This is a genomic window from Sodalis sp. RH15, assembly GCF_047324255.1.
Classification (GTDB): domain Bacteria; phylum Pseudomonadota; class Gammaproteobacteria; order Enterobacterales; family Enterobacteriaceae; genus Acerihabitans; species Acerihabitans ligni.
This window is the reverse complement of the sequence record NZ_CP178738.1, coordinates 3,810,989-3,828,919: the sequence shown is the minus strand read 5'-3', so window position 1 is coordinate 3,828,919 and position 17,931 is coordinate 3,810,989. Positions and strand designations below refer to the sequence as shown.

The window sequence follows — 17,931 nt, the reverse complement described above, 5'->3', positions numbered from 1 at the left end:
GTTGATGAATGCTTTCCATAACCATTTGTTTTTTAATATATTATTTTTTTGTTTTAAAAAAACTACTTAAAAATCATGGCAATGTGCCTCGTATGAAAAGGTCGTGTAAGAAAAGCGTAAATTATCATTGCGATGTGCTTGGTCCCTTTTATTAATGAGTCTTTAACGTTAGCCAGGCCTTGGGATTCATCGTTAATTGGGGTTGCCACCGCTTTCCATCTGTTTAATTTTGCAGTACCCTTTGGCCAGGCACTATTCTTACAATGATAAAGAATTAGAAATTAGCTGTGGGGGAGGACTTGCCATCGCTCGATATAGGGGTTCAGTAAATGCGAATGTTAAAGCCAGAGCGCCAGCCAAAAAAATTTACCGGTGAGCAGCTTGCATTGCTCGTTTTATATTTGATCAAACTCAACCCCAAACATGGCTACGAGTTGATAAAATCTTTTGAAGATTACTCGATGGGAGCTTATATCCCGAGCTCTGGCGTGATTTATCCGCTGCTGACGGCTCTTGAAGATAAAAAGTATGTCAGGGCAGAAAACACAGTGAGTGGAAAAAAAAGATATCTGGCTTCGCCTGAAGGGATTGGATACCTTGACTCTCATGAAGAAGAACTCAATGCCGCGCTTTTAACGCTCCGAAAAATGATGCATGGCATCAGCACGCAAAGAATTGAAAAAATAGATTTGGCTATGGAGAATCTCAAAATAAGCCTGCGGAAAAAATTACGTGAAAGGTCATTAACAGATGAAGAGATCGAATTATTTTGCCTGATAATATTGAATGCGGCTTCAAGTATTGACAAAATATGACGTTACTTCAACGAATTTGAACCTACCCGGCGCTGCCGGAAAAGCCATTCCCGGATGGGTTCGATAGTATAGGCAATGCGCCAGGTGTTCCGGTGGCCGCCGGCTCCCGCCGATGATTGGCCGGCTGGAATGACGGTGCCTTTGCGTAAGGTCACGTAGTTGATAAAACAACCTTCGGCGTCCACTTTCTCGAAGGCGGTTCGATATTCTGCCGGCGTCCAGGTCCCGTCCCATGTGGCGCGGCTGATTTTTGCACCGCTCTTTTCCAGCGTGGCGGTAATGGCGTTTTGACCGGGCCAGGCTTTGTCATCGTCCTGGGAAACCAGGATCCAGAGTTTCTGCCGCGCGAGAGGTTGCACCAGAGAGGCATCCCACTGGCCTGCGACCAGGAAGGACGCGGCGAAAAAGTCCGGATACTTGATATCCATGGCGATAGACATCATGCAGCCACCCGACTGACCGGTGGTATAAAGCCGGTTACGGTCAATGCTATATTTGCCGGCCAGCATGCTGATGAGGTTAATGGTGGTATCGAGCATGTCCGAGGTATGGGCATCATCGTCAGCGATGATTTCAGCATATTGCGGCGCCAGGACGAAGCAGGGCCGCTTGGCCTGATCCTCCGGACTCGCCCATACCACCGCCCCCAGACCCTGGAACAAAGTGGTGCGCGTCACGTCACTGGTGGCGCCGGCATCATGCATAAACAATACCAGCGGCCAGGATGTGCCCGCGCGATAATCCTTTGGCACGAACAGGTTGTACCGCAGCATTTTCCCCGTCTTCGGGTCATTGAATTCCAGCTGTTGGAAGTCGTCGACAATGAGATTCTCGATCTGCGTTGTTTTCAGCGCCCGAGGGCTCGCGGAGATGGCATGGCCGTCGACCCTGGTCACCGGGCCGGACTGAACGATGTCGGCTTCAGCTCGCCGGTAAACCGTATCATAGACGGGGATATCTCCGGCTTTGCCGGGTCCTCCACCAGCCATCGGCGACAACGGGCTGCCGTTTTTCGGCGCTATTTTTTCGGCAAGAACAGCGTTTTTGTCTTCTGGTGACAGTGTCACAATAATAAAGTGGCCCGAGTTTGCCCGGAGGGCGGGGTCGGCAGAGGTGCTGACGAAGGCCCCGGTGACGGTCCGGCCTTCGACACGGAAACTGGCGGCAGACAGGTTTTTATCGGTTACCGGCGCGTCATATTCCACGGCCACCGCCGTCAGGCGGATACCGTCGCCGAACACCTGCGTGACGGCTATGGCGCTTTTGGCGCACGAGGCGCCGTTGCGGGCGAAGGCGGGTACGCTGATGGCAAGCAGTGCCCCTGCGCTGGCGATCAGAAAATCACGACGGGATGGCATGTCTTATGTTCCTTTATTTGTAGGATGCGTTCATTCGTTTCAGGCTGCCGACAATCGCGGCGGCGGCAGTTTCAGCCGCGCCTTTGGCATAAGGGGAGTTGCGCGCTTCGTAGGTGAAGCGGTCATAGCTTTGCGCATCGGGCAGGTACTTGGCGGCGCCATCGACCATCGTCGCCACTATCGTGGGCGAAGAGGGCGAATTAGCCCGGATGTGTGCGCCGATAATGGCGGCAAGCTCGGGCTGGATACCCACCAGCGTCATGTCGCCGATGCGCAGCAGCACGACCGGGATCATGACCTGTGCTCCGAGCCGGTAATCGAAAGCGGTCACGGGGCCCACCGGTTTGTCGGCAGGTGAAAATTCTTGCGAAGTGACTTCAATTTTCTCCCGTTGTATCCGGAGATGACCTGAGGGTTTAGTCAATATATTTTCGCAGACCTGCACGATATCCGCTCCGAGCCGTTCGCCAAGCAGATCCACCAGCGTGAAACCCGTCTCGTGCAGGTCGCTTTGGCCGAGGCTGCCATCCCGGTTAAAGATCTGCCGGTTCGCCTGAAAATAAGGCGCCTGGTCGCCGGCCGCGCCGACCAGAAACAGCGCCACCGTATCGGCGCTATAATGCGTTTCAACATAGCGTGCCGCCGATCCGGCGAGGTCGGCGGAAATCAGCTTGCCGCCCGCCGCGCGCTGAGAGCCGTCCATGACCGAGGATTGGACGGCGAAGTTCATCAGTATAGCCAGCGGCTTGCCCTCAACATCGTCGATACGCAGCACGCCGAGATAGGGATCCGCGAAGCCTGACTCATTGGCTCCCAGCCACCATCCGGCCGGCGTGGGAAGGTCCCGGTTGACATTGACCCGGCTGGTGCCGGAACCATAACCCAGATGTGCCGGTTGCAAGGCTGCGACCGCCTGTGTTGCGGCCGTTCTGACTGCCGCGCCGAAAGCGCGCGACATGGCATCGTTGCGCGCCATATCCGTGCCGGCGGGAGCATGGCCGGGGGAAAACAGATGCGGGGTAGAGAAGGTATGGCTGGCGCAAATGAGGGTATTTTCGGCCGGGACGCCCGCGATATCGGTGAGGATCGTCTTCATGCCGGTAATCATTTCATCCGACACCGACGTCAAGTCGATGACGACGATTGCCACGCGCTGCCTGCCGTCATCCAGCAGCAGAACACGCCCGAAGAGGGGATCATGTTCACCGGCAAAACCGTCCAGGGGAAAAAGCCCGGCTGGGAACGCCACCTGAGCCTTCCCTGCGCCGGCGCTAAGTGAAGGTGTATCCGCCGCACGGCCTGATACCAGACGGGGCAAGAGTATAGCCGTGATGGCTATTGCACATCCTGCCGCCAGGAACTTCCGCCGTGACCACTTGGTTCTCTTCATGCTACTTTCAGGGCCAGTTCCGTACCGCGTTTAATGGGCAGCGAAATGGAAATAAAGCCGTTCTGCGGATGGCGGATGTAAGCAAGAAAATCCGGCTCGGCGTTATCGTTAAGCACATAACCGCCGATTCGCAGCTGCGGCGCGCCCTGGAACGCATCGGGAGGAGGAGAACGGCGCGAGCTGTGCATTCGCGCAATGACGTCAAGAATCCGGGGATCCCGTATTGGACTCGATCCGGTTCCCTGGGACGCTTGATTATGTGGCATATCAATTCTCCTTAACTCAGTTAAACCCGGGCGCTAGCGCTTTGACGAAACGTATAGGCGGCGCGAAGCAGGTGTCAACTTACGCTATCCGCGGGCAAGGTCTGCCGCTGGTATATTCGGTACTTGTATAGTACCATATTGTGAACAGATCATATTGTCAATTGAAAAGCGGAGAAGGGGATGGGAGACGCCGATGACAAGCTTGCCACAAAACGGGGACGGCCGAAGGTTATCGGGGATGAGGAACGCCGACGGTCCATCCTCCGGGCCGCGCACGAATCCTTTGTTGAATTAGGGTTCGCGCGAACGACCACGGCTATGGTTGCGGCCAGGGCGAAGGTCTCGAAGCGTTCCATCTATGAGTCCTTTGGCGATAAAACCGAACTGTTCGCGGCCGTTATCCGCGAGCAGCGGCATCTCATTCTCGATCTGCCGCGCCCCAGCGGCGAGGAGCTTCCACTCCTGGATACGCTGGTCAGAATTTTCCGCCTGGATATCAGCGAAGAAGCCGGCCGTGCCCGGGAAGCGATCCTCAACCTGCTCGTCAGAGAGTCAGTACTGTTTCCGGAACTGTCCGACTATCTGTATGAAAACGAAGTCATTCGTTCCCGTGAAGCGCTGATTGAATGGCTGCAATCGGAGATGGATCGCGGCCGCATGAAGAGCGACGACACGTCGGTTTGCGCCGGCATGTTGATGGACTGCGTCTTTGGCGCGCTTTTGCCGCGAAGAAGGCTGCATAATGCTGCGGAACGGGCCGATAGGACGGAGCACATCAAGAAACGACTTGAGATATTTTTACGGGGTATTCGAAATGATCCGGATGCTACCTCTCAAAATGCACCCCTTTGATGGGCCTACGTCCCGCTAAAATTCTATGCTGGTGGTCAGCACCACATTACGTGTTTGCCCCTCCGCCACACGCAAATTACCGCCGCTAGAGGTGTAGTAGTGCTTATTGAACATGTTATTAAGATTTAATTGCAGGTGCGTTTTTTTACCTAGCAGCTGATTATCCCAAGCGATAAAACTATCAGCGACCGTATAGTCGGGTAATGTGAAACTGTTATCGGGATCGCCCGCACGAGACCCCACATAACGGGCGCCGCCGCCCACTCGGAATCTGCCCGGCAGAGGATGCAGCTCAAGGTTGTGGCTCAGATATAGCGCACCTGAGTGGCGCGGCGCGTTCTGCAGACGATTGCCGTTATTGTCGGCGTTATTTTGGTCATCGATAATTTTCGCCTGATCGTAACTGTAATTGGTGCTGATATCCCAGCCCGGATAGATCTCGCCATTAATTTCAATTTCGACACCATTTGATTTGGCTTTATCCACGGCGTAGGTAGAGCCATTTAATGATAACGAAACATCCCTTTCATCAATGCTGTAAAGGGCAAGGCTGGCAAACAGTGCAGGCGTTGCTTGCCATTTTCCACCGACTTCGTAGGTTGTGCCATGCTCTGGTTTACCGACGTTGCCGTCATCATCCACATTGGTCGAAGGAGTAAATGACTGGCTCATGGTGCCATACACCGAAACATTGGGCGTCACTTTATAAATTAGGCCGGTCTGCGGCAGAAACTTATTCCCCTTATCCACGTAATTATCGGTAACTGAATCAAAACCTTCCGATTCGCGCTGCTCATAATGTTGATAACGCGCGCCAAGTACTGCGATCCAGTGAGACGTCAGGTCGATACTATCTTTTGTATAAATGGAACGAGTATGAATTCGATTCAGTAAATTACCGGCAGCGGTCTTTTCGGTAGTGCCGTCGGTAACGGGCGTCATGCCATAAACCGGATCGCTCAGCGTAAAATCGGTATTCGTTTTGCCAGTGTAGCTATGTGCACGGTAAGTTTGATCCATTTCATAGTCGGTCCCAACGACCATATTGTGTGTCATACCTGCCACTATCGGCGTGCCGATAGCATCCCAGGATACATACTCGGTTTTATGGTTAAAGCCGCGGTTGGCGTCTGCGCGTCGGGTTACCACTCCCGTGGTCGGGTCAATAGCCGTTACCCTGACTTCGTTATTGCTGTATTGCCGCTGATTAAGCCCCAGGGTAACCCGCGTGCTCCATATATCGTCGAATTGATAATTCCAGTGCGAACTGAAGGTCTGATTTCGGCCCCACGCATGGTTAGCATAATCATCCAGTCGCGTTTTATACCCGACATTAACTGGCTTGCCGTTAATAAAAGCCGTGCCGCGATCATAAGGTATATCGTACTGAAAACTTTCATAGCTGATATCGAAGCTGGCTTTGTCTCCGTACCACTGTAATGACGGTGCGATAAGGTTGTGTTTGTCGTTGCCGAATCCGCGCCAGTAATTTTGCGCCTGTTTTTCAGCGATGAGACGAAAAGCAAAACCATTGCCCAAGGGGCCGGTGACATCAATACTTCCCGCGCCGCCGCCGGTACTGTTGTAATGGCCAGCGACGATAGTATGCCACTGGTATTGCGGTTTTTTACTGATGGTGTTCACCAAACCGCCAGGATTGAGAATGCCATACAATAAAGATGCCGAGCCCTTTAGCACTTCGACGCGCTCGGTAGTGGCATCCAGGTTCAGTCCCTGGCTGCTACGGATACCGTCGCGGAAGATTGACCCATCAGAGTTGGTACCAAAGCCGCGGCGAACCAGACCATCTTCAGTGCCCCCCAGGGTATTGGTCTGGGTAACGCCGCTGACAAAGCGCATGGCATCAAACAGGTTGGTGGTCTGGTAATCGTCGAGCTGCTGCTGTGTAACCACGCTAACGGATTGTGCTTCATCCAGGCGCGAAGTCGGTGTTTTGCCGGCGATGGAACTTGTTGGACTGGTGTAGGCGTTTCTAGCCTGTTTTGCCGCCGTGACCGTGATGGTATTACTCTCTTCGGCGGCATTGCTGTTGGCAGAGGAGATAAGCGCGCTGCTGTAAATCGCGACCAATATTTTTCCCAGATAGATTTTATTACCAGGACCCTGCGTACATTTACTCATTTTGATCAGCTATCCATAATCTAAGAAATCTTTTAACTTTTCGCGAAATAGCGATGGCCTGCGGTTATAGAACGTAGCCCAACCCTGATAAAAGCGGGTTAGACTGGCCTTGACTGACGGCAAATTATTCCCCGCATCTCCATCTCCTTCCCAAATTTCCATCGGCTGGCCGAAAAAAGGCGCCAAAATGTGCCCTACATGTAATTGAGAATCATTCAAACATGAAAAAATGTAGTAGTAAATGCTAAAACAACATTTATCAATTTGCTGGGGTATATCAGGGATTAACGGCTGTTTTCTGAGCAATATTGTGTTTTAACTTATTTATATTTAACAGAATTAAATTAAGACCATCAGACCATTTTTTATAAAAAAATAAAGCAAAAAAGACTTTTTTCTGTTGCTACATTATTCTTGACTACTACATTCCGCTCCCATAAGATAAAAGAGAAATGATACTTATTCCTATTTACCGAGTAGATGGCACGCAGGTAAACCACCGGGTTACGGCGTGGGAGCGAACATGCCACAACAGGTGGAAAACAGCTTGGAAAAACGCGGTTTGATGGTTGAAAATCTGCGTGCGGGCTATCAAAAAAAAGTCATTATCGATGATATCAATCTGGTTATTCCATCGGGCAAAACGACGGTGCTGATTGGCCCCAATGGTTCTGGTAAATCCACATTGTTAAATACCATTGCCCGCATGCTCGCGCCGCTTGGCGGCTGTATCACGCTGGACGGTAAATCCATTCATCAGCAGCCGACCAAGGCCGTCGCGCAGCAGTTGGGGATCCTGCCCCAATCGCCGTTGCTGCCGGAAGGATTGACGGCGATGGAACTGGTCTCCCGTGGACGCTTTCCCTGGCAACGCTTTTTACATCAGTGGTCAGAAGCCGATGAACAGGCGGTAAGACAGGCTTTATATTTGACCGGGACAGAGGCATTTGCCCATCATCCGGTGGAGAGTCTTTCCGGAGGTCAGCGTCAGCGTTGCTGGATAGCCATGGCGCTTGCCCAGGAAACGCCGGTGATTTTACTGGATGAACCGACGACATTTCTCGATTTGCGTTATCAGGTGGAGATCCTCGAATTACTGCAAAATCTGGTTCGCCACCATGGCAGAACGGTGGTGATGGTACTGCACGACCTTAATTTTGCGGTTAACTACGCCGATATGCTGGTGTTGCTTAAGGCGGGGAAGCTGCAAAGCGTTATCCATGACAGCAATGACTGTACCGCGGAATTAATTCGTTCGATATTCGATGTCGAGGTACAGATGTTACGCAATCCGCTGACGGGAAAGCCACTCTTTATGCCGTTCCCCATCCCTGCCGGTGACGTGTAATGTCCATGGCCGCCTTTATCGCGCCTCGCCGCGATAGACGATTTCTGATTGCGCTATGCATTATGCCGTTGCTGGTGTTGGTTGCGGCGGTGTTCCATCTGGCGATCGGCGCACGTTATATACCCGCTCGCACCGTGCTAGCGGCGTTTTTGCATTACGATCCGAATAACTTCTCCCATCGCATCATCATAGATCTCCGCATGCTGCGCTTAACCGCCGCGCTGCTTGTCGGCGCCGCGTTGGGAGTGGCCGGGTTGTTGCTGCAATCGGTGATCCGCAACCCTTTGGGGGAACCCCATATTCTGGGCTTGAATGCCGGCGCCGCGCTGGCCGTCGTTATCAGCGCGCTATGGGGCTCCTCATGGATGACGTTGACATATGCCCGCCCTCTGGCAGCGGCAGGGGGCGCGGCAGCGCTGTTTGCACTGGTGTTAAGTTTATCTTCCGCCGGGCGCAACGGATTAACCTTGTTAAAGTTGACCCTCTGCGGCGTAGTGCTTTCCGCCTTCGCTTCGTCATTGACCGCCGCCATTCTGATTCTGGATGAGCAGACCCTGCTGGAGCTGCGCACCTGGCTGGTGGGCGATCTGGCGGGCTTAAGCTGGGATATTGTGCGTGCCGGCGTATGGCCTATCGCCATCGCGATGTTACTGGGCATTTGGTTGATCCCCTCGCTTAACGCGCTGGCGCTAGGGGATCAGATCGCCAGCGGTCTTGGCGTAAATCTGCTGCGTACCCGATTATTGGCTATTGCCGCCATTGCTTTGCTAAGCGGATCGGCGGTGGCGATGGCCGGACCGATTGGTTTTGTCGGCCTGATTGTGCCGAATATTGTGCGCCGCCTGGTGACCGATGATCTTCGTTTGGCTTTACCGCTCTCGGCGCTTTGTGGAACTCTGGTGCTGCTGGTGGCCGATATCGCCGCCCGTACCCTGTTTATGCCCCATGAACTGGCGACCGGCGTGATGACCGCGCTGGTCGGCGCCCCGGTCTTTCTGTTCATTGTTTCGAGGTTTTTCAAATGAACCGCATACTGCAACGGGCCGGATTACGGGCGATCCGGCCCGCGGGTTACTCGCTGCTGCTGCGGCCCGCCGCGTTGCGTCTGCTGTCTGCGTTGCTGCTTGGCGCGCTGGCGCTACTGCTATGGGGCATCAGCCGCGGCAGCTTGCCGGTTCCGGTTTCTGCTATTGGTAAAGCCCTGTTTTACCCGCAAAGCCTGAGCGCATCGCAGCAGTACATTGTCTGGGATATTCGTCTGCCGCGGCTGTTAATGGCGCTGCTGGTCGGTGCCATGCTGGGCATGGCCGGTGCGGCTATGCAATCCGTCACGGGTAATGGACTGGCTGATCCGGGATTACTGGGGGTGAAAGAGGGCGCCAGTGTGGTGGTGCTAACGCAAATTTTGCTGTTTCCCTCGGTTAGCGAGTTCTGGCGGCCCTTGACCGGCATGGCCGGCGGCCTGCTCGCCGCCTTGATGGTGGCGGCGCTGGCGCGGGATTTTTCCCGCCCCCGCTTTATACTGACGGGGCTCGGCATCTCCTGGATATTCGCTGCCGGTATCGGTGTTTTTATAACTACCGCTGATGCCAGGGATGTGCAAACCGCATTGGTATGGATGGCGGGTAGCCTGAATGCGGCCACCTGGCCGCTGCTGGCTATTGCCGTCTGTTGGGCCGTCCCCGCCGCAATCTTGCTATTTTGCACCGCCAGGGCCGGCGATGTCGCCTTGCTGGGTAATCCAACGGCGATCGGACTGGGCGTGCGTTTGCCGCAACTGACATTACTGCGGTTTATCGCGCCGGTGCTTCTGACCGCCACCTGTGTCTCCTGCGTCGGCAACATTGGTTTTGTCGGGTTGATGGCGCCTCATCTTACTCGTTTGCTTATGCGGGGCGGTCAGACGGCGCTGCTAAGCGGTAGCGCGCTGGTAGGCGCCCTGTTGGTACTGCTGGGGGACAGCGTCGGGCGCTTGGCGTTTGCACCGCTTCAGCTTCCCGCCGGTATTATTATCTCGCTACTCGGCGCCCCCTTTTTCCTATTACTGCTCTGGCAACGCCGAGACAGGTTCTGATCTCTTAAGGAAGGTTATGCGCGTTATTTGTTCACTGTTGCTGGTACTGAGTTTTTTTTCGGCGGCCGCGCCGGCGACCCAACGGTTTACCGATGACTTAGGTCGCGTCGTGGCCGTGCCGCTGCATCCGCAGCGCATTGTCTCACTGCATGACCTCGATATCACCATACCGCTAATTGAGTTGGGCGTATTGCCGGTGGCAAGTCATGGCCGCACAGCGCCCGATGGCGGCCATTTTATTCGTTCCGGCAAACTGTTGACCGGCATCGATTTTGATAACTCGGACATCAAATTTATCGGTTCTACCGACATAGATATCGAAGCTATCGCCGCGGTAAAACCTGATTTAATTATTACCGAGCCGACCCGTAATGTCTCGATAGCGCAGCTGGAGAAAATCGCTCCCACCGTCAGCATCGACCATCTGCAGGGGGGCGCCCCCCGTATTTACAGCAAGCTGGCGCAGCTAACTGGCACTGAGGCACGGTTGGCGATTTTGCAGCGGCGTTACCAGGAGCAGATAAATCAATTGAAACACGCGGTGGATACCCAACATATCTCCGTATCGGTGATTCAGGCCAATAAAGGCAAAATCAACGTGCTGCACACCTATCAGTCTCTTGGACGCGTATTGCGTGATGCGGGCTTCAAATTCCCTAAGCTTATCGATGCCATCCCCGACGGAGGGCGTATGGATGTGAGCGCCGAGTGTCTACCTGAGGTCGATGCTGACTTTGTTTTTGACACCTGGCGCGCTGACACCGGCGGTAAACCCCAGGATGAGATAGCGGCCATGAATACGGCGCTACCGGGCTGGTGTGATTTCCTGACCGCCTGTAAAGGCGGGCGCTTTATTCTGGTGTCGCGCGAAGAAGCCATTTCCAACTCCTTTGCCGCGCTAAGCCTGATGACCGCTATAGTACAATCCCAAATTGCCGGGCGGGCGCTGTCTGAAGTGAAATAAACGGAATCCATCATGCTGCCAGTTAAAAAGACCAAGAATCGAGTAGATATCTATGGCGAACGCTTTCGTACCCGCGCGCATCAGCTATCGCCGGGTTTGCAAACAGTACTGCAATATATCAATGAGAATAGGGAAGTGGTGCTGGAGTGTACGGCAATGGAGATTGCTGCCGCGACCAAAACCTCTGACGCCACCGTCGTAAGGGCTGTCCAGGCATTGGGGTTCGCTGGATTGCGTGATTTAAAGAAAATCCTCAGCCAGTGGTTTGATCCGGTGATGACCTCTACCGAGAAGATGTGCACCACGGTGAGCGAGCTTACCAGCGACGTCGATTCAAGCATTGATTTTGTACTGGAAGGGCATAGGCATGCCTGTGAAGTACTGTCGGCCCCCCATAATCGAGTCGCTTTCTCTCAGGCCGTCTCCCTGCTGTTGGAGGCTCGACAGGTGGCGATATTTGGTATTAATGCTTCGGGTATTCTGGCCGATTATACCGTGCGGCTATTTAATCGCATTGGTCAGCCGGCGATATCACTCAATCGACTCGGCATTGGGCTGGCGGAACAGTTGCTGGCACTGCAACGCGGCGATGTGCTGGTGATGATGGCGCAAAAATCCGCACACCGTGAAGGAATGACCACGCTACGTGAGGCAAAGCGGCTGGGTCTGCCTGTTATCCTGTTGACCAATGCGATGGATTCACGCTTCTCCCAGGAAGCCAATGTCACGCTCAATGTGCCACGCGGCGGGGAAAATGGCCGCTTACCCTTGCACGGTACGGTATTGGTTTGTCTGGAAATGCTGGTGTTATCCGTCGCATCGTTGGCATCGCAACGCACGATGAAGTCGATGAAACGGTTGCAGGAACTGCACAAAGGACTTAAATCCGGTACGAAGAGGCCCTGACGTCAGCCGTTGAAACGGTGGGCGGCGCCGGCCGGCTGATTTTGGCGGGGACGTACAAACCCGCCATCACCGGAAGGTCATTCTATAATGCCATATAACTATTTTTGATCGCCTGAAAAGCCGATGCAAAACAGGGGAGAATTGCCTGCGGCTGTCAGGGTCCCTGCAGCGCATCCCGGCAATAGGCCACCATTTCATCAAACAGCACCCGCACCTTGCCCGCCACCCGCACGCCCGGGGGACGCAAAATATACAGATCGTGTTCCGGCATGGCATAGTCCGGCAACAGCCGCACCAGCCCGCCCCCGGACAGGGCCTCCTTGACCATGAAATGGGGAAATACGGCGATCCCGCGCCCATTCAATGCCCACTTGAGCAGCACCTCCCCGCTATCGGAATGGAAACGCCCCGAGGGCAATAGGGAAATCCTGTTTTCGCCCTGCTGAAAGACCCACTCGGCATGGGTCCGGCCGGAATAAATCAGGCATTGGTGTCCCGAAATCAGATCAGGCGTTTGCAATGTCCCGTGCTTTTCCAAATAGGCCGGACTGGCCACCAGGACGGTAGGTATGGGGCCGATACGGCGCGCGGCAAAGCTCAGTTCGCTAATGGCGCCGATACGGATGACGGCATCAAAGGATTCTTTTAATAAATCCACGTAGCGATCGTTGTATGAGATATCAAATTCCAGCAAAGGATAACGGGTGCTCAGCCGGGTCAGCACCGGCTCTAAATGGCGAATGCCGAAAGAATAGGGCGTGCTGATATGTAAACAGCCGGTGATCTCTTCTTTTCTTTCGGCAACGGCCTGATAGGCGTTATCCAGCTCCCGGAGGATCAACTGCGCCCGACGGTAAAATTCATTGCCCGCCGGGGTCAGCGTGACGCCGCGGGTATTGCGCAGCATTAAACAGACCCCAAGCTCGGTTTCCAGCCGATCAATACGACGGCTGACCACGGAGGTTGAAATAGCCAGCTTTCTGGCCGCGCGGGTAAATCCACCGGTTTGCGCAACGGTGACGAATCCCTTTATATCATCCAGTACCGGCATGATGACTCCCCTTTTAGTCAATGCTCTGTTACCAGGAATGACGGTACCGCATGGCCCGGACAACTGTTAGGTTAGCCCATTGAACACGGCAGTGTAATGTCTCCCGCTTTTTCAAGGAATAGCCATGTCTAATTTAAATTATTATGCCGCTAATAATATTACTTTCATGGCGGCGCAGGCATTACTTAACGTTGGCATCGAGACCGCCATAAAGCAAAACATCTCCGTTAGTATTGCGGTGGTTGATCGCGCCGGACAGCTGGTGGCCTTCGGCAAAATGGACGCCGCGCCGCCGATTTCAGCCAGCGTAGCGGAAGGTAAGGCCCGCACCGCCGCCGCCATTCAGGACAGTACCGAGCTGTTTGAAAGCATGATCAATCGAGGGGAGGTGGCGATGCTTTCCGTGCCGCATCTGGTGCCGTTAAAGGGCGGCCTGCCGCTGTGTGCCGACAGTGAGATTATCGGCGCCGTGGGCGTCAGCGGATCCACGAGTGAAGGCGACCTGAGCTTGGCTAAATGTATTGTCGCCGCGCTTTGAAGCGCTAATGGCCGTGTGCGCCAACCAGGACATTTTATTCCACCGTGACGCAAGGAGTTTTCTTTTGGGTAAAAAAAAGACTGACGATAATCATAGCCGTGAACCGCAGCGCGTACGCCACGAATTGTGTTTCCGACGCATTAAGATTGCCAACAAAACTCGCGTGGCGAAGGACTTCTGGCGCATTGAGTTCGTCGGTTCGGATTTAAAAGGTTTTAACTCCCCTGGTTTTGACGATCACGTCAAACTGTTCTTTCCCGATCCGAAGACCGGTGCCCTGAATCTGCCCCAGGTGACCTCAGAAGGCGTTGTCTGGAAAGACGGGGTGCGTCCTTTGGCGCGCGATTATACGCCGCTGGCATTTGACGCTGAAAACACCTTGACGCTGGATTTTTATATCCACCAGGGCGGTGTCGCCAGCGATTGGGCCGAGCATGCGCGGCCCGGACAAGATTTGGTGATTGGTGGTCCCCGGGGATCGGTTATCGTACCGGATGATTATCTTTTCCAGCTCTATATCTGTGATGAAACCGGCCTGCCGGCGTTCAAGCGCCGCAAGCCCGCCATCAAAGCTGAGCGACTCCATTTGTTTGCCTATGCGAATGAATCCACTGGCCGTGATTATCTGAACGATCTCAATGGCGTCGACGTCAACTGGCTGGGAAGCGGAATGATGCATACCGATAATCTCGGTATGCTTATAGGCGCCCTCGATAAGGTTTCTTTGCCAGCTGAGGACTATTTTATCTGGCTGACCGGCGAAGGAGAGACGGTAAAGATGCTGAGCGATTATTTTACCCAGCGCCGTGGCTGTGATGAGGCTTTTGTTCGCGCGGTGGCTTACTGGCACCATAAATAAGCGCACATTTAATTCGCTGCCGACAAGGCGGCGTTTTGGACGGCGGCGCATGACCAGCAAATTTCTTTCATTTTTATTCCAGGCATGGCCGGTGCCTGGATGGGGCCTACTGGATAAAATATGAATACTATAAAAACGGCTAAACAGCTTTGTAAAGCGGTTTATATCGGTGTTTAAACAAGAACCTATCAGGAATGTATATGTATACCATGAAAGATAAGACGCTGGTCGTTATTGGCGGCAGTTCCGGCATCGGGCTGCGCGTGGCGCATATGGCCGCGGATGAAGGCGCACGGCTGATCATCGTCGGGCGGCATCAGGAACGGCTGGATGCCGCACTTGACTTTCTCACGCGGCGCGGGACCAACGTGCAAACATATCTGGCGGATGCCCATGACCACGACCTGCTTGCAGACCTGTTTGAAAAGCTTCCCGCATTCGACCATCTCGTCTCGATGGTTGGCGATGTAATGGGGGGCGGCTTTGCCCGTTCCGACATCGCGGTCATCCGTCATGTCATCGAGTCAAAGTTCTTTACCAACGTACGCATCGGTCAATTGGCTGCCGGCAAGATCAATGAGGGTGGCAGCATGGTGTTCACCTCAGGAACGGGCGGAAGGGCGCAGGACGCCTGTGCGAGCTACGTGGGCAATATGGGTATCAATGCTCTGGTGGAGGGACTTGCGGCCGAGCTGGCGCCTAAAGTCCGCGTCAACGCGGTCTCGCCGACCTGGACGCTCACCCCTTTCTGGCGCGACGTGCCGCAACGGCAGCTTGATGCCACGCGCCAACATTTTGAACAAAACATCCCCTTGCGCCGGTTGGCCAGTATCGATGAACTTGCCTCAGCATATCTGTTTTTAATGAAAAATGGCTTCGTCACCGGTCAGCATATTGCCGTGGACGGCGGGATCATGCTCGGCGCTTGAGCATCTAATTTATATGCAGACCGCCTTAAGGAGCGTAATAAGAATGAAAAACAGGATTGGATATCTCTTGCTTGCCGCATTTTTCGCTGGCATCCCATTGAGTCATGCGGCAGATGTGCCGATGCCATCAGATTGGCATGGCAAAAAAATCATTGGCCCACCGCAAGGACCAAACGCTTGCGGTCAGGCCCCGGATATTTCTCGGATTAAAAACAAGTATCTCGATGTCAGTTATGCAAATGTTTCGCCTGCGGAAAAGATGGATATCTTTCTTCCGGAACAGTGGAAGTTAAAATACCCGGTCATTATCAACGTCCACGGCGGCGCGTTTTTTGGTTGTGATAAAATGGACAACCAGTTGGTTCCCGCGCTCTATGGTTTACAGAAAGGTTATGCCGTAGCGAACATCAACTATCGTCTCAGCCCTGAAGCACCCTGGCCAGCGCAGATCAACGATGTGAAAGCCGCAATAAAATTCGTTCGCGCCAATGCGAATAAATATAACTTCGACCCGGATAATATCATCCTGATGGGCGGTTCAGCCGGGGGCAACCTGGTGGCGCTGGCGGGTGTTTCTGCCGATGTAAAATCCCTGGAAGATCCTAAACTGGGTAATGCCGATGTTTCAACGCGCGTACAGGCGGTTATTGCCTGGTATCCTCCGATCAATTTTTTGACGATGGATCAACAATGGAAAGAAATCGGCATAGATGGACAGAAGCATTCAACGGAAGACTCATTTGAGTCTTTGTTAATGAGGAAACAGATAACCAAAGTTGATAAGAGCGTAATGGATACAACTAACCCAGAAAACTATATTACTGCAGATGCTCCACCGTTCCTTATCCAGCATGGCTATTTGGATGACACCATTCCACGCTTGCAAAGCCAAGAGTTCGCTGTTCGCCTTGCAAAGGCCATTGGTAGCGATAATGTTGAATATAATTTATTGATGAGCGCTCATCATGCAGAAGATTTATATTTCCATACGACCAATAACCTCGAGCGTAACTATCAATTCTTGGCGCGTCATATCTATTAGCCATAAATGGCATTGTGTTTGCTCATTCTAACACTCAGGGATAGTGCCCAACAGCACCCTCCCTGAATGCGCTCTGGAATAATATTAATAATACATATTGAAAATGAATGTGCTATCAGAAATATTATTATGAGTTAATGAGTTTATCCCTTGGCAATGCATGGTGATGTGGTCGCCGGCCTGTTGCCGGAACAGACTGGCGAGAAAGGTATCGGCTATGAATGAGCGGGTATTGAGCGGGGATGGCCGATGCTTTCCACTTTTTCGAAAGCGGCCCGCAGGGTCTCCGGCGTCAGCTTCACCGGCAGGTAGTGAATAGATTCCGCCGGACGCAAGGTATGGGCGATGACTTTATCCAGATCCGCGCGGTTATGGATATCCACCTCCAGCGCCGCCAGCGTGGTGGGCAGGTGAAAACGGCGGTAGGCGGCAATCAGCTGCGCCAATACATCGTCCTGGCCGAGCAGGGCGCTTTGCACCAGAATGCCGTAGGCGACCTTGGTGCCGTGCAAGAATTTTTCCGTTTGCGGTAATACCGTCAAACCATTGTGCACCGCATGCGCCGCCGCTACGCGGGTATAGCGCTCGCCCAACCCGCCGACCATGCCGCCGCCGGCGATAATGGCGTCCACCACGTCCCGGAAAACCTGGCTGAGTTCGCCTTGCCGCTGATGTGTGAGCGCCGTTTCACTGCCTTCGAGCAGTACATCGCGAATCGCCAGCGCGCCATTGATGCCAAGCCGCACCGTTAACGGCAGATTCTGCGGCTCGGGCGCCAGCACCACCGCTTCATACCATTTCGCCAGCGTATCCCCGATCCCGGCCAGCAAATACTCCGCCGGCGCCTTCAGGATGATTTCCGGCTCCACCAGTACCAGAAAATTGGCGTCATCGAAAATTTCAAAATGCAGCGCCTGGCCTGCGTCGTTATACCAGACGGAAAGCGGCGTCCAGGCGGCACAAGTGGCCGCAATGGTCGGTATATTCACCACCGGCAGTCCCAAGCGGCGGGCCACCGCTTTGGCGGTATCCAGCACCGTCCCTCCGCCCACGCCGATCACTACCGCGCGGTCATCGCCGGCGTCCTGCGCCAGCCGGGCCACATCGCTCTCGCTGCAATGGCCTTTGAACAACAGCTGCTTTGCCCCCGGCGCAGTAAAGGCCGCCGGCAGATAAGGGCGCGCGGCCTCGATGGCGCGTTCGCCGAAAATCCAGACGGCGCGGGCCAATTGCCCGGCGGAGAAAAAATCGCCCAGCCGCGTCAAGCTGCCGCTGTGCGAATAGTAGTTGGCCGGCCCGGTGACGACGCGGATATCGGTGGTAGTGCTCATGAATCTTGTCCTGTTGGTGTACGGCTAACCCTATGTTATGTCTGGACGCCTGGATGGCTAATAACA

Annotated in this window: 17 protein-coding genes; 11 read left to right on the top strand and 6 right to left on the bottom strand. The window is 53.9% G+C overall.

All coding sequences use genetic code 11. The annotated features are described in order from the left end of the window. Window positions 1-335: 335 nt before the first annotated feature. A complete protein-coding gene (locus tag ACL2XO_RS17510) occupies window positions 336-815 on the top strand; it encodes a PadR family transcriptional regulator (RefSeq protein ID WP_165934086.1) in 480 nt (159 codons plus the stop codon). A 2-nt stretch (window positions 816-817) separates the two neighbouring features. Here ACL2XO_RS17510 and ACL2XO_RS17505 read toward each other — a convergent pair whose 3' ends face one another. The 3 genes from ACL2XO_RS17505 to ACL2XO_RS17495 all read right to left on the bottom strand — a co-directional run bounded on the left by ACL2XO_RS17505 (window position 818) and on the right by ACL2XO_RS17495 (window position 3,829). Continuing rightward, window positions 818-2,173, bottom strand: a complete 1,356-nt coding sequence (locus tag ACL2XO_RS17505) for a peptidase (protein WP_413741149.1) — start codon at window positions 2,171-2,173, stop codon at window positions 818-820. Between the two features lie 13 nt (window positions 2,174-2,186). Then, the gene (locus ACL2XO_RS17500; RefSeq protein ID WP_413741148.1) at window positions 2,187-3,422 is read right to left on the bottom strand and encodes a hypothetical protein; all 1,236 of its coding nucleotides are present in this window, start codon (window positions 3,420-3,422) and stop codon (window positions 2,187-2,189) included. Between the two features lie 137 nt (window positions 3,423-3,559). Then, window positions 3,560-3,829 (bottom strand): hypothetical protein, encoded by a 270-nt coding sequence (locus ACL2XO_RS17495; protein WP_413741147.1) that lies wholly within the window; start codon window positions 3,827-3,829, stop codon window positions 3,560-3,562. 180 nt (window positions 3,830-4,009) lie between these two features. On the opposite strand from ACL2XO_RS17495, the gene ACL2XO_RS17490 reads away from it, so the two are divergent. After that, window positions 4,010-4,681, top strand: coding sequence for a TetR/AcrR family transcriptional regulator (locus ACL2XO_RS17490; RefSeq protein ID WP_413724891.1), 672 nt, complete (start codon window positions 4,010-4,012; stop codon window positions 4,679-4,681). A 15-nt stretch (window positions 4,682-4,696) separates the two neighbouring features. Here the strand turns inward: ACL2XO_RS17490 and ACL2XO_RS17485 are convergent, their stop codons facing one another. Continuing rightward, on the bottom strand, window positions 4,697-6,823 hold the full coding sequence (locus ACL2XO_RS17485; protein WP_413724890.1) for a TonB-dependent siderophore receptor: 2,127 nt from the start codon (window positions 6,821-6,823) through the stop codon (window positions 4,697-4,699). A 523-nt stretch (window positions 6,824-7,346) separates the two neighbouring features. Between ACL2XO_RS17485 and ACL2XO_RS17480 the strand changes: the two genes are divergently transcribed. From ACL2XO_RS17480 to ACL2XO_RS17460, 5 genes are read left to right on the top strand one after another with little or no spacing between them, the layout of a single operon-like run. Next, a complete protein-coding gene (locus ACL2XO_RS17480) occupies window positions 7,347-8,171 on the top strand; it encodes an ABC transporter ATP-binding protein (RefSeq protein WP_413724889.1) in 825 nt (274 codons plus the stop codon). After that, window positions 8,171-9,196, top strand: coding sequence for a FecCD family ABC transporter permease (locus ACL2XO_RS17475; protein WP_413724888.1), 1,026 nt, complete (start codon window positions 8,171-8,173; stop codon window positions 9,194-9,196). The genes ACL2XO_RS17480 and ACL2XO_RS17475 overlap by 1 nt, the downstream gene beginning before the upstream one ends. After that, window positions 9,193-10,245 (top strand): FecCD family ABC transporter permease, encoded by a 1,053-nt coding sequence (locus ACL2XO_RS17470; RefSeq protein ID WP_413724887.1) that lies wholly within the window; start codon window positions 9,193-9,195, stop codon window positions 10,243-10,245. The genes ACL2XO_RS17475 and ACL2XO_RS17470 overlap by 4 nt, the downstream gene beginning before the upstream one ends. Before the next feature lie 16 nt (window positions 10,246-10,261). Further along, on the top strand, window positions 10,262-11,209 hold the full coding sequence (locus ACL2XO_RS17465) for an ABC transporter substrate-binding protein (RefSeq protein WP_413741146.1): 948 nt from the start codon (window positions 10,262-10,264) through the stop codon (window positions 11,207-11,209). Between the two features lie 12 nt (window positions 11,210-11,221). Continuing rightward, window positions 11,222-12,115 carry a MurR/RpiR family transcriptional regulator gene (locus ACL2XO_RS17460; protein ID WP_413741145.1) on the top strand — a complete coding sequence of 298 codons (894 nt, stop codon included), beginning with the start codon at window positions 11,222-11,224 and terminating at the stop codon, window positions 12,113-12,115. Between the two features lie 154 nt (window positions 12,116-12,269). Here ACL2XO_RS17460 and ACL2XO_RS17455 read toward each other — a convergent pair whose 3' ends face one another. Then, complete coding sequence (locus tag ACL2XO_RS17455; RefSeq protein WP_413724884.1) at window positions 12,270-13,166, bottom strand: LysR substrate-binding domain-containing protein; 897 nt, start codon at window positions 13,164-13,166, stop codon at window positions 12,270-12,272. A gap of 124 nt (window positions 13,167-13,290) precedes the next feature. Between ACL2XO_RS17455 and ACL2XO_RS17450 the strand changes: the two genes are divergently transcribed. The 4 genes from ACL2XO_RS17450 to ACL2XO_RS17435 all read left to right on the top strand — a co-directional run bounded on the left by ACL2XO_RS17450 (window position 13,291) and on the right by ACL2XO_RS17435 (window position 16,534). Further along, a complete protein-coding gene (locus tag ACL2XO_RS17450; protein WP_132921044.1) occupies window positions 13,291-13,704 on the top strand; it encodes a GlcG/HbpS family heme-binding protein in 414 nt (137 codons plus the stop codon). Window positions 13,705-13,768: 64 nt separating this feature from the next. Continuing rightward, window positions 13,769-14,563 carry a siderophore-interacting protein gene (locus tag ACL2XO_RS17445; RefSeq protein WP_413741144.1) on the top strand — a complete coding sequence of 265 codons (795 nt, stop codon included), beginning with the start codon at window positions 13,769-13,771 and terminating at the stop codon, window positions 14,561-14,563. Between the two features lie 200 nt (window positions 14,564-14,763). Further along, window positions 14,764-15,492, top strand: a complete 729-nt coding sequence (locus tag ACL2XO_RS17440) for an SDR family oxidoreductase (RefSeq protein ID WP_413724882.1) — start codon at window positions 14,764-14,766, stop codon at window positions 15,490-15,492. A gap of 121 nt (window positions 15,493-15,613) precedes the next feature. Continuing rightward, the gene (locus ACL2XO_RS17435; protein ID WP_203523777.1) at window positions 15,614-16,534 is read left to right on the top strand and encodes an alpha/beta hydrolase; all 921 of its coding nucleotides are present in this window, start codon (window positions 15,614-15,616) and stop codon (window positions 16,532-16,534) included. A 215-nt stretch (window positions 16,535-16,749) separates the two neighbouring features. Here the strand turns inward: ACL2XO_RS17435 and ACL2XO_RS17430 are convergent, their stop codons facing one another. Next, window positions 16,750-17,865, bottom strand: a complete 1,116-nt coding sequence (locus ACL2XO_RS17430) for an oxidoreductase (protein ID WP_413724881.1) — start codon at window positions 17,863-17,865, stop codon at window positions 16,750-16,752. Between the last annotated feature and the right edge of the window lie 66 nt (window positions 17,866-17,931).

Bases quoted from the DNA above. Each gene is read 5' to 3' on its own strand.
- ACL2XO_RS17510 (WP_165934086.1), top strand. From the start codon at position 336: ATGTTAAAGCCAGAGCGCCAGCCAAAAAAATTTACCGGTGAGCAGCTT.
- ACL2XO_RS17505 (WP_413741149.1), bottom strand. From the start codon at position 2,173: ATGCCATCCCGTCGTGATTTTCTGATCGCCAGCGCAGGGGCACTGCTT.
- ACL2XO_RS17495 (WP_413741147.1), bottom strand. From the start codon at position 3,829: ATGCCACATAATCAAGCGTCCCAGGGAACCGGATCGAGTCCAATACGG.
- ACL2XO_RS17490 (WP_413724891.1), top strand. From the start codon at position 4,010: ATGGGAGACGCCGATGACAAGCTTGCCACAAAACGGGGACGGCCGAAG.
- ACL2XO_RS17485 (WP_413724890.1), bottom strand. From the start codon at position 6,823: ATGAGTAAATGTACGCAGGGTCCTGGTAATAAAATCTATCTGGGAAAA.
- ACL2XO_RS17480 (WP_413724889.1), top strand. From the start codon at position 7,347: ATGCCACAACAGGTGGAAAACAGCTTGGAAAAACGCGGTTTGATGGTT.
- ACL2XO_RS17475 (WP_413724888.1), top strand. From the start codon at position 8,171: ATGTCCATGGCCGCCTTTATCGCGCCTCGCCGCGATAGACGATTTCTG.
- ACL2XO_RS17470 (WP_413724887.1), top strand. From the start codon at position 9,193: ATGAACCGCATACTGCAACGGGCCGGATTACGGGCGATCCGGCCCGCG.
- ACL2XO_RS17465 (WP_413741146.1), top strand. From the start codon at position 10,262: ATGCGCGTTATTTGTTCACTGTTGCTGGTACTGAGTTTTTTTTCGGCG.
- ACL2XO_RS17460 (WP_413741145.1), top strand. From the start codon at position 11,222: ATGCTGCCAGTTAAAAAGACCAAGAATCGAGTAGATATCTATGGCGAA.
- ACL2XO_RS17455 (WP_413724884.1), bottom strand. From the start codon at position 13,166: ATGCCGGTACTGGATGATATAAAGGGATTCGTCACCGTTGCGCAAACC.
- ACL2XO_RS17450 (WP_132921044.1), top strand. From the start codon at position 13,291: ATGTCTAATTTAAATTATTATGCCGCTAATAATATTACTTTCATGGCG.
- ACL2XO_RS17440 (WP_413724882.1), top strand. From the start codon at position 14,764: ATGTATACCATGAAAGATAAGACGCTGGTCGTTATTGGCGGCAGTTCC.
- ACL2XO_RS17435 (WP_203523777.1), top strand. From the start codon at position 15,614: ATGCCATCAGATTGGCATGGCAAAAAAATCATTGGCCCACCGCAAGGA.
- ACL2XO_RS17430 (WP_413724881.1), bottom strand. From the start codon at position 17,865: ATGAGCACTACCACCGATATCCGCGTCGTCACCGGGCCGGCCAACTAC.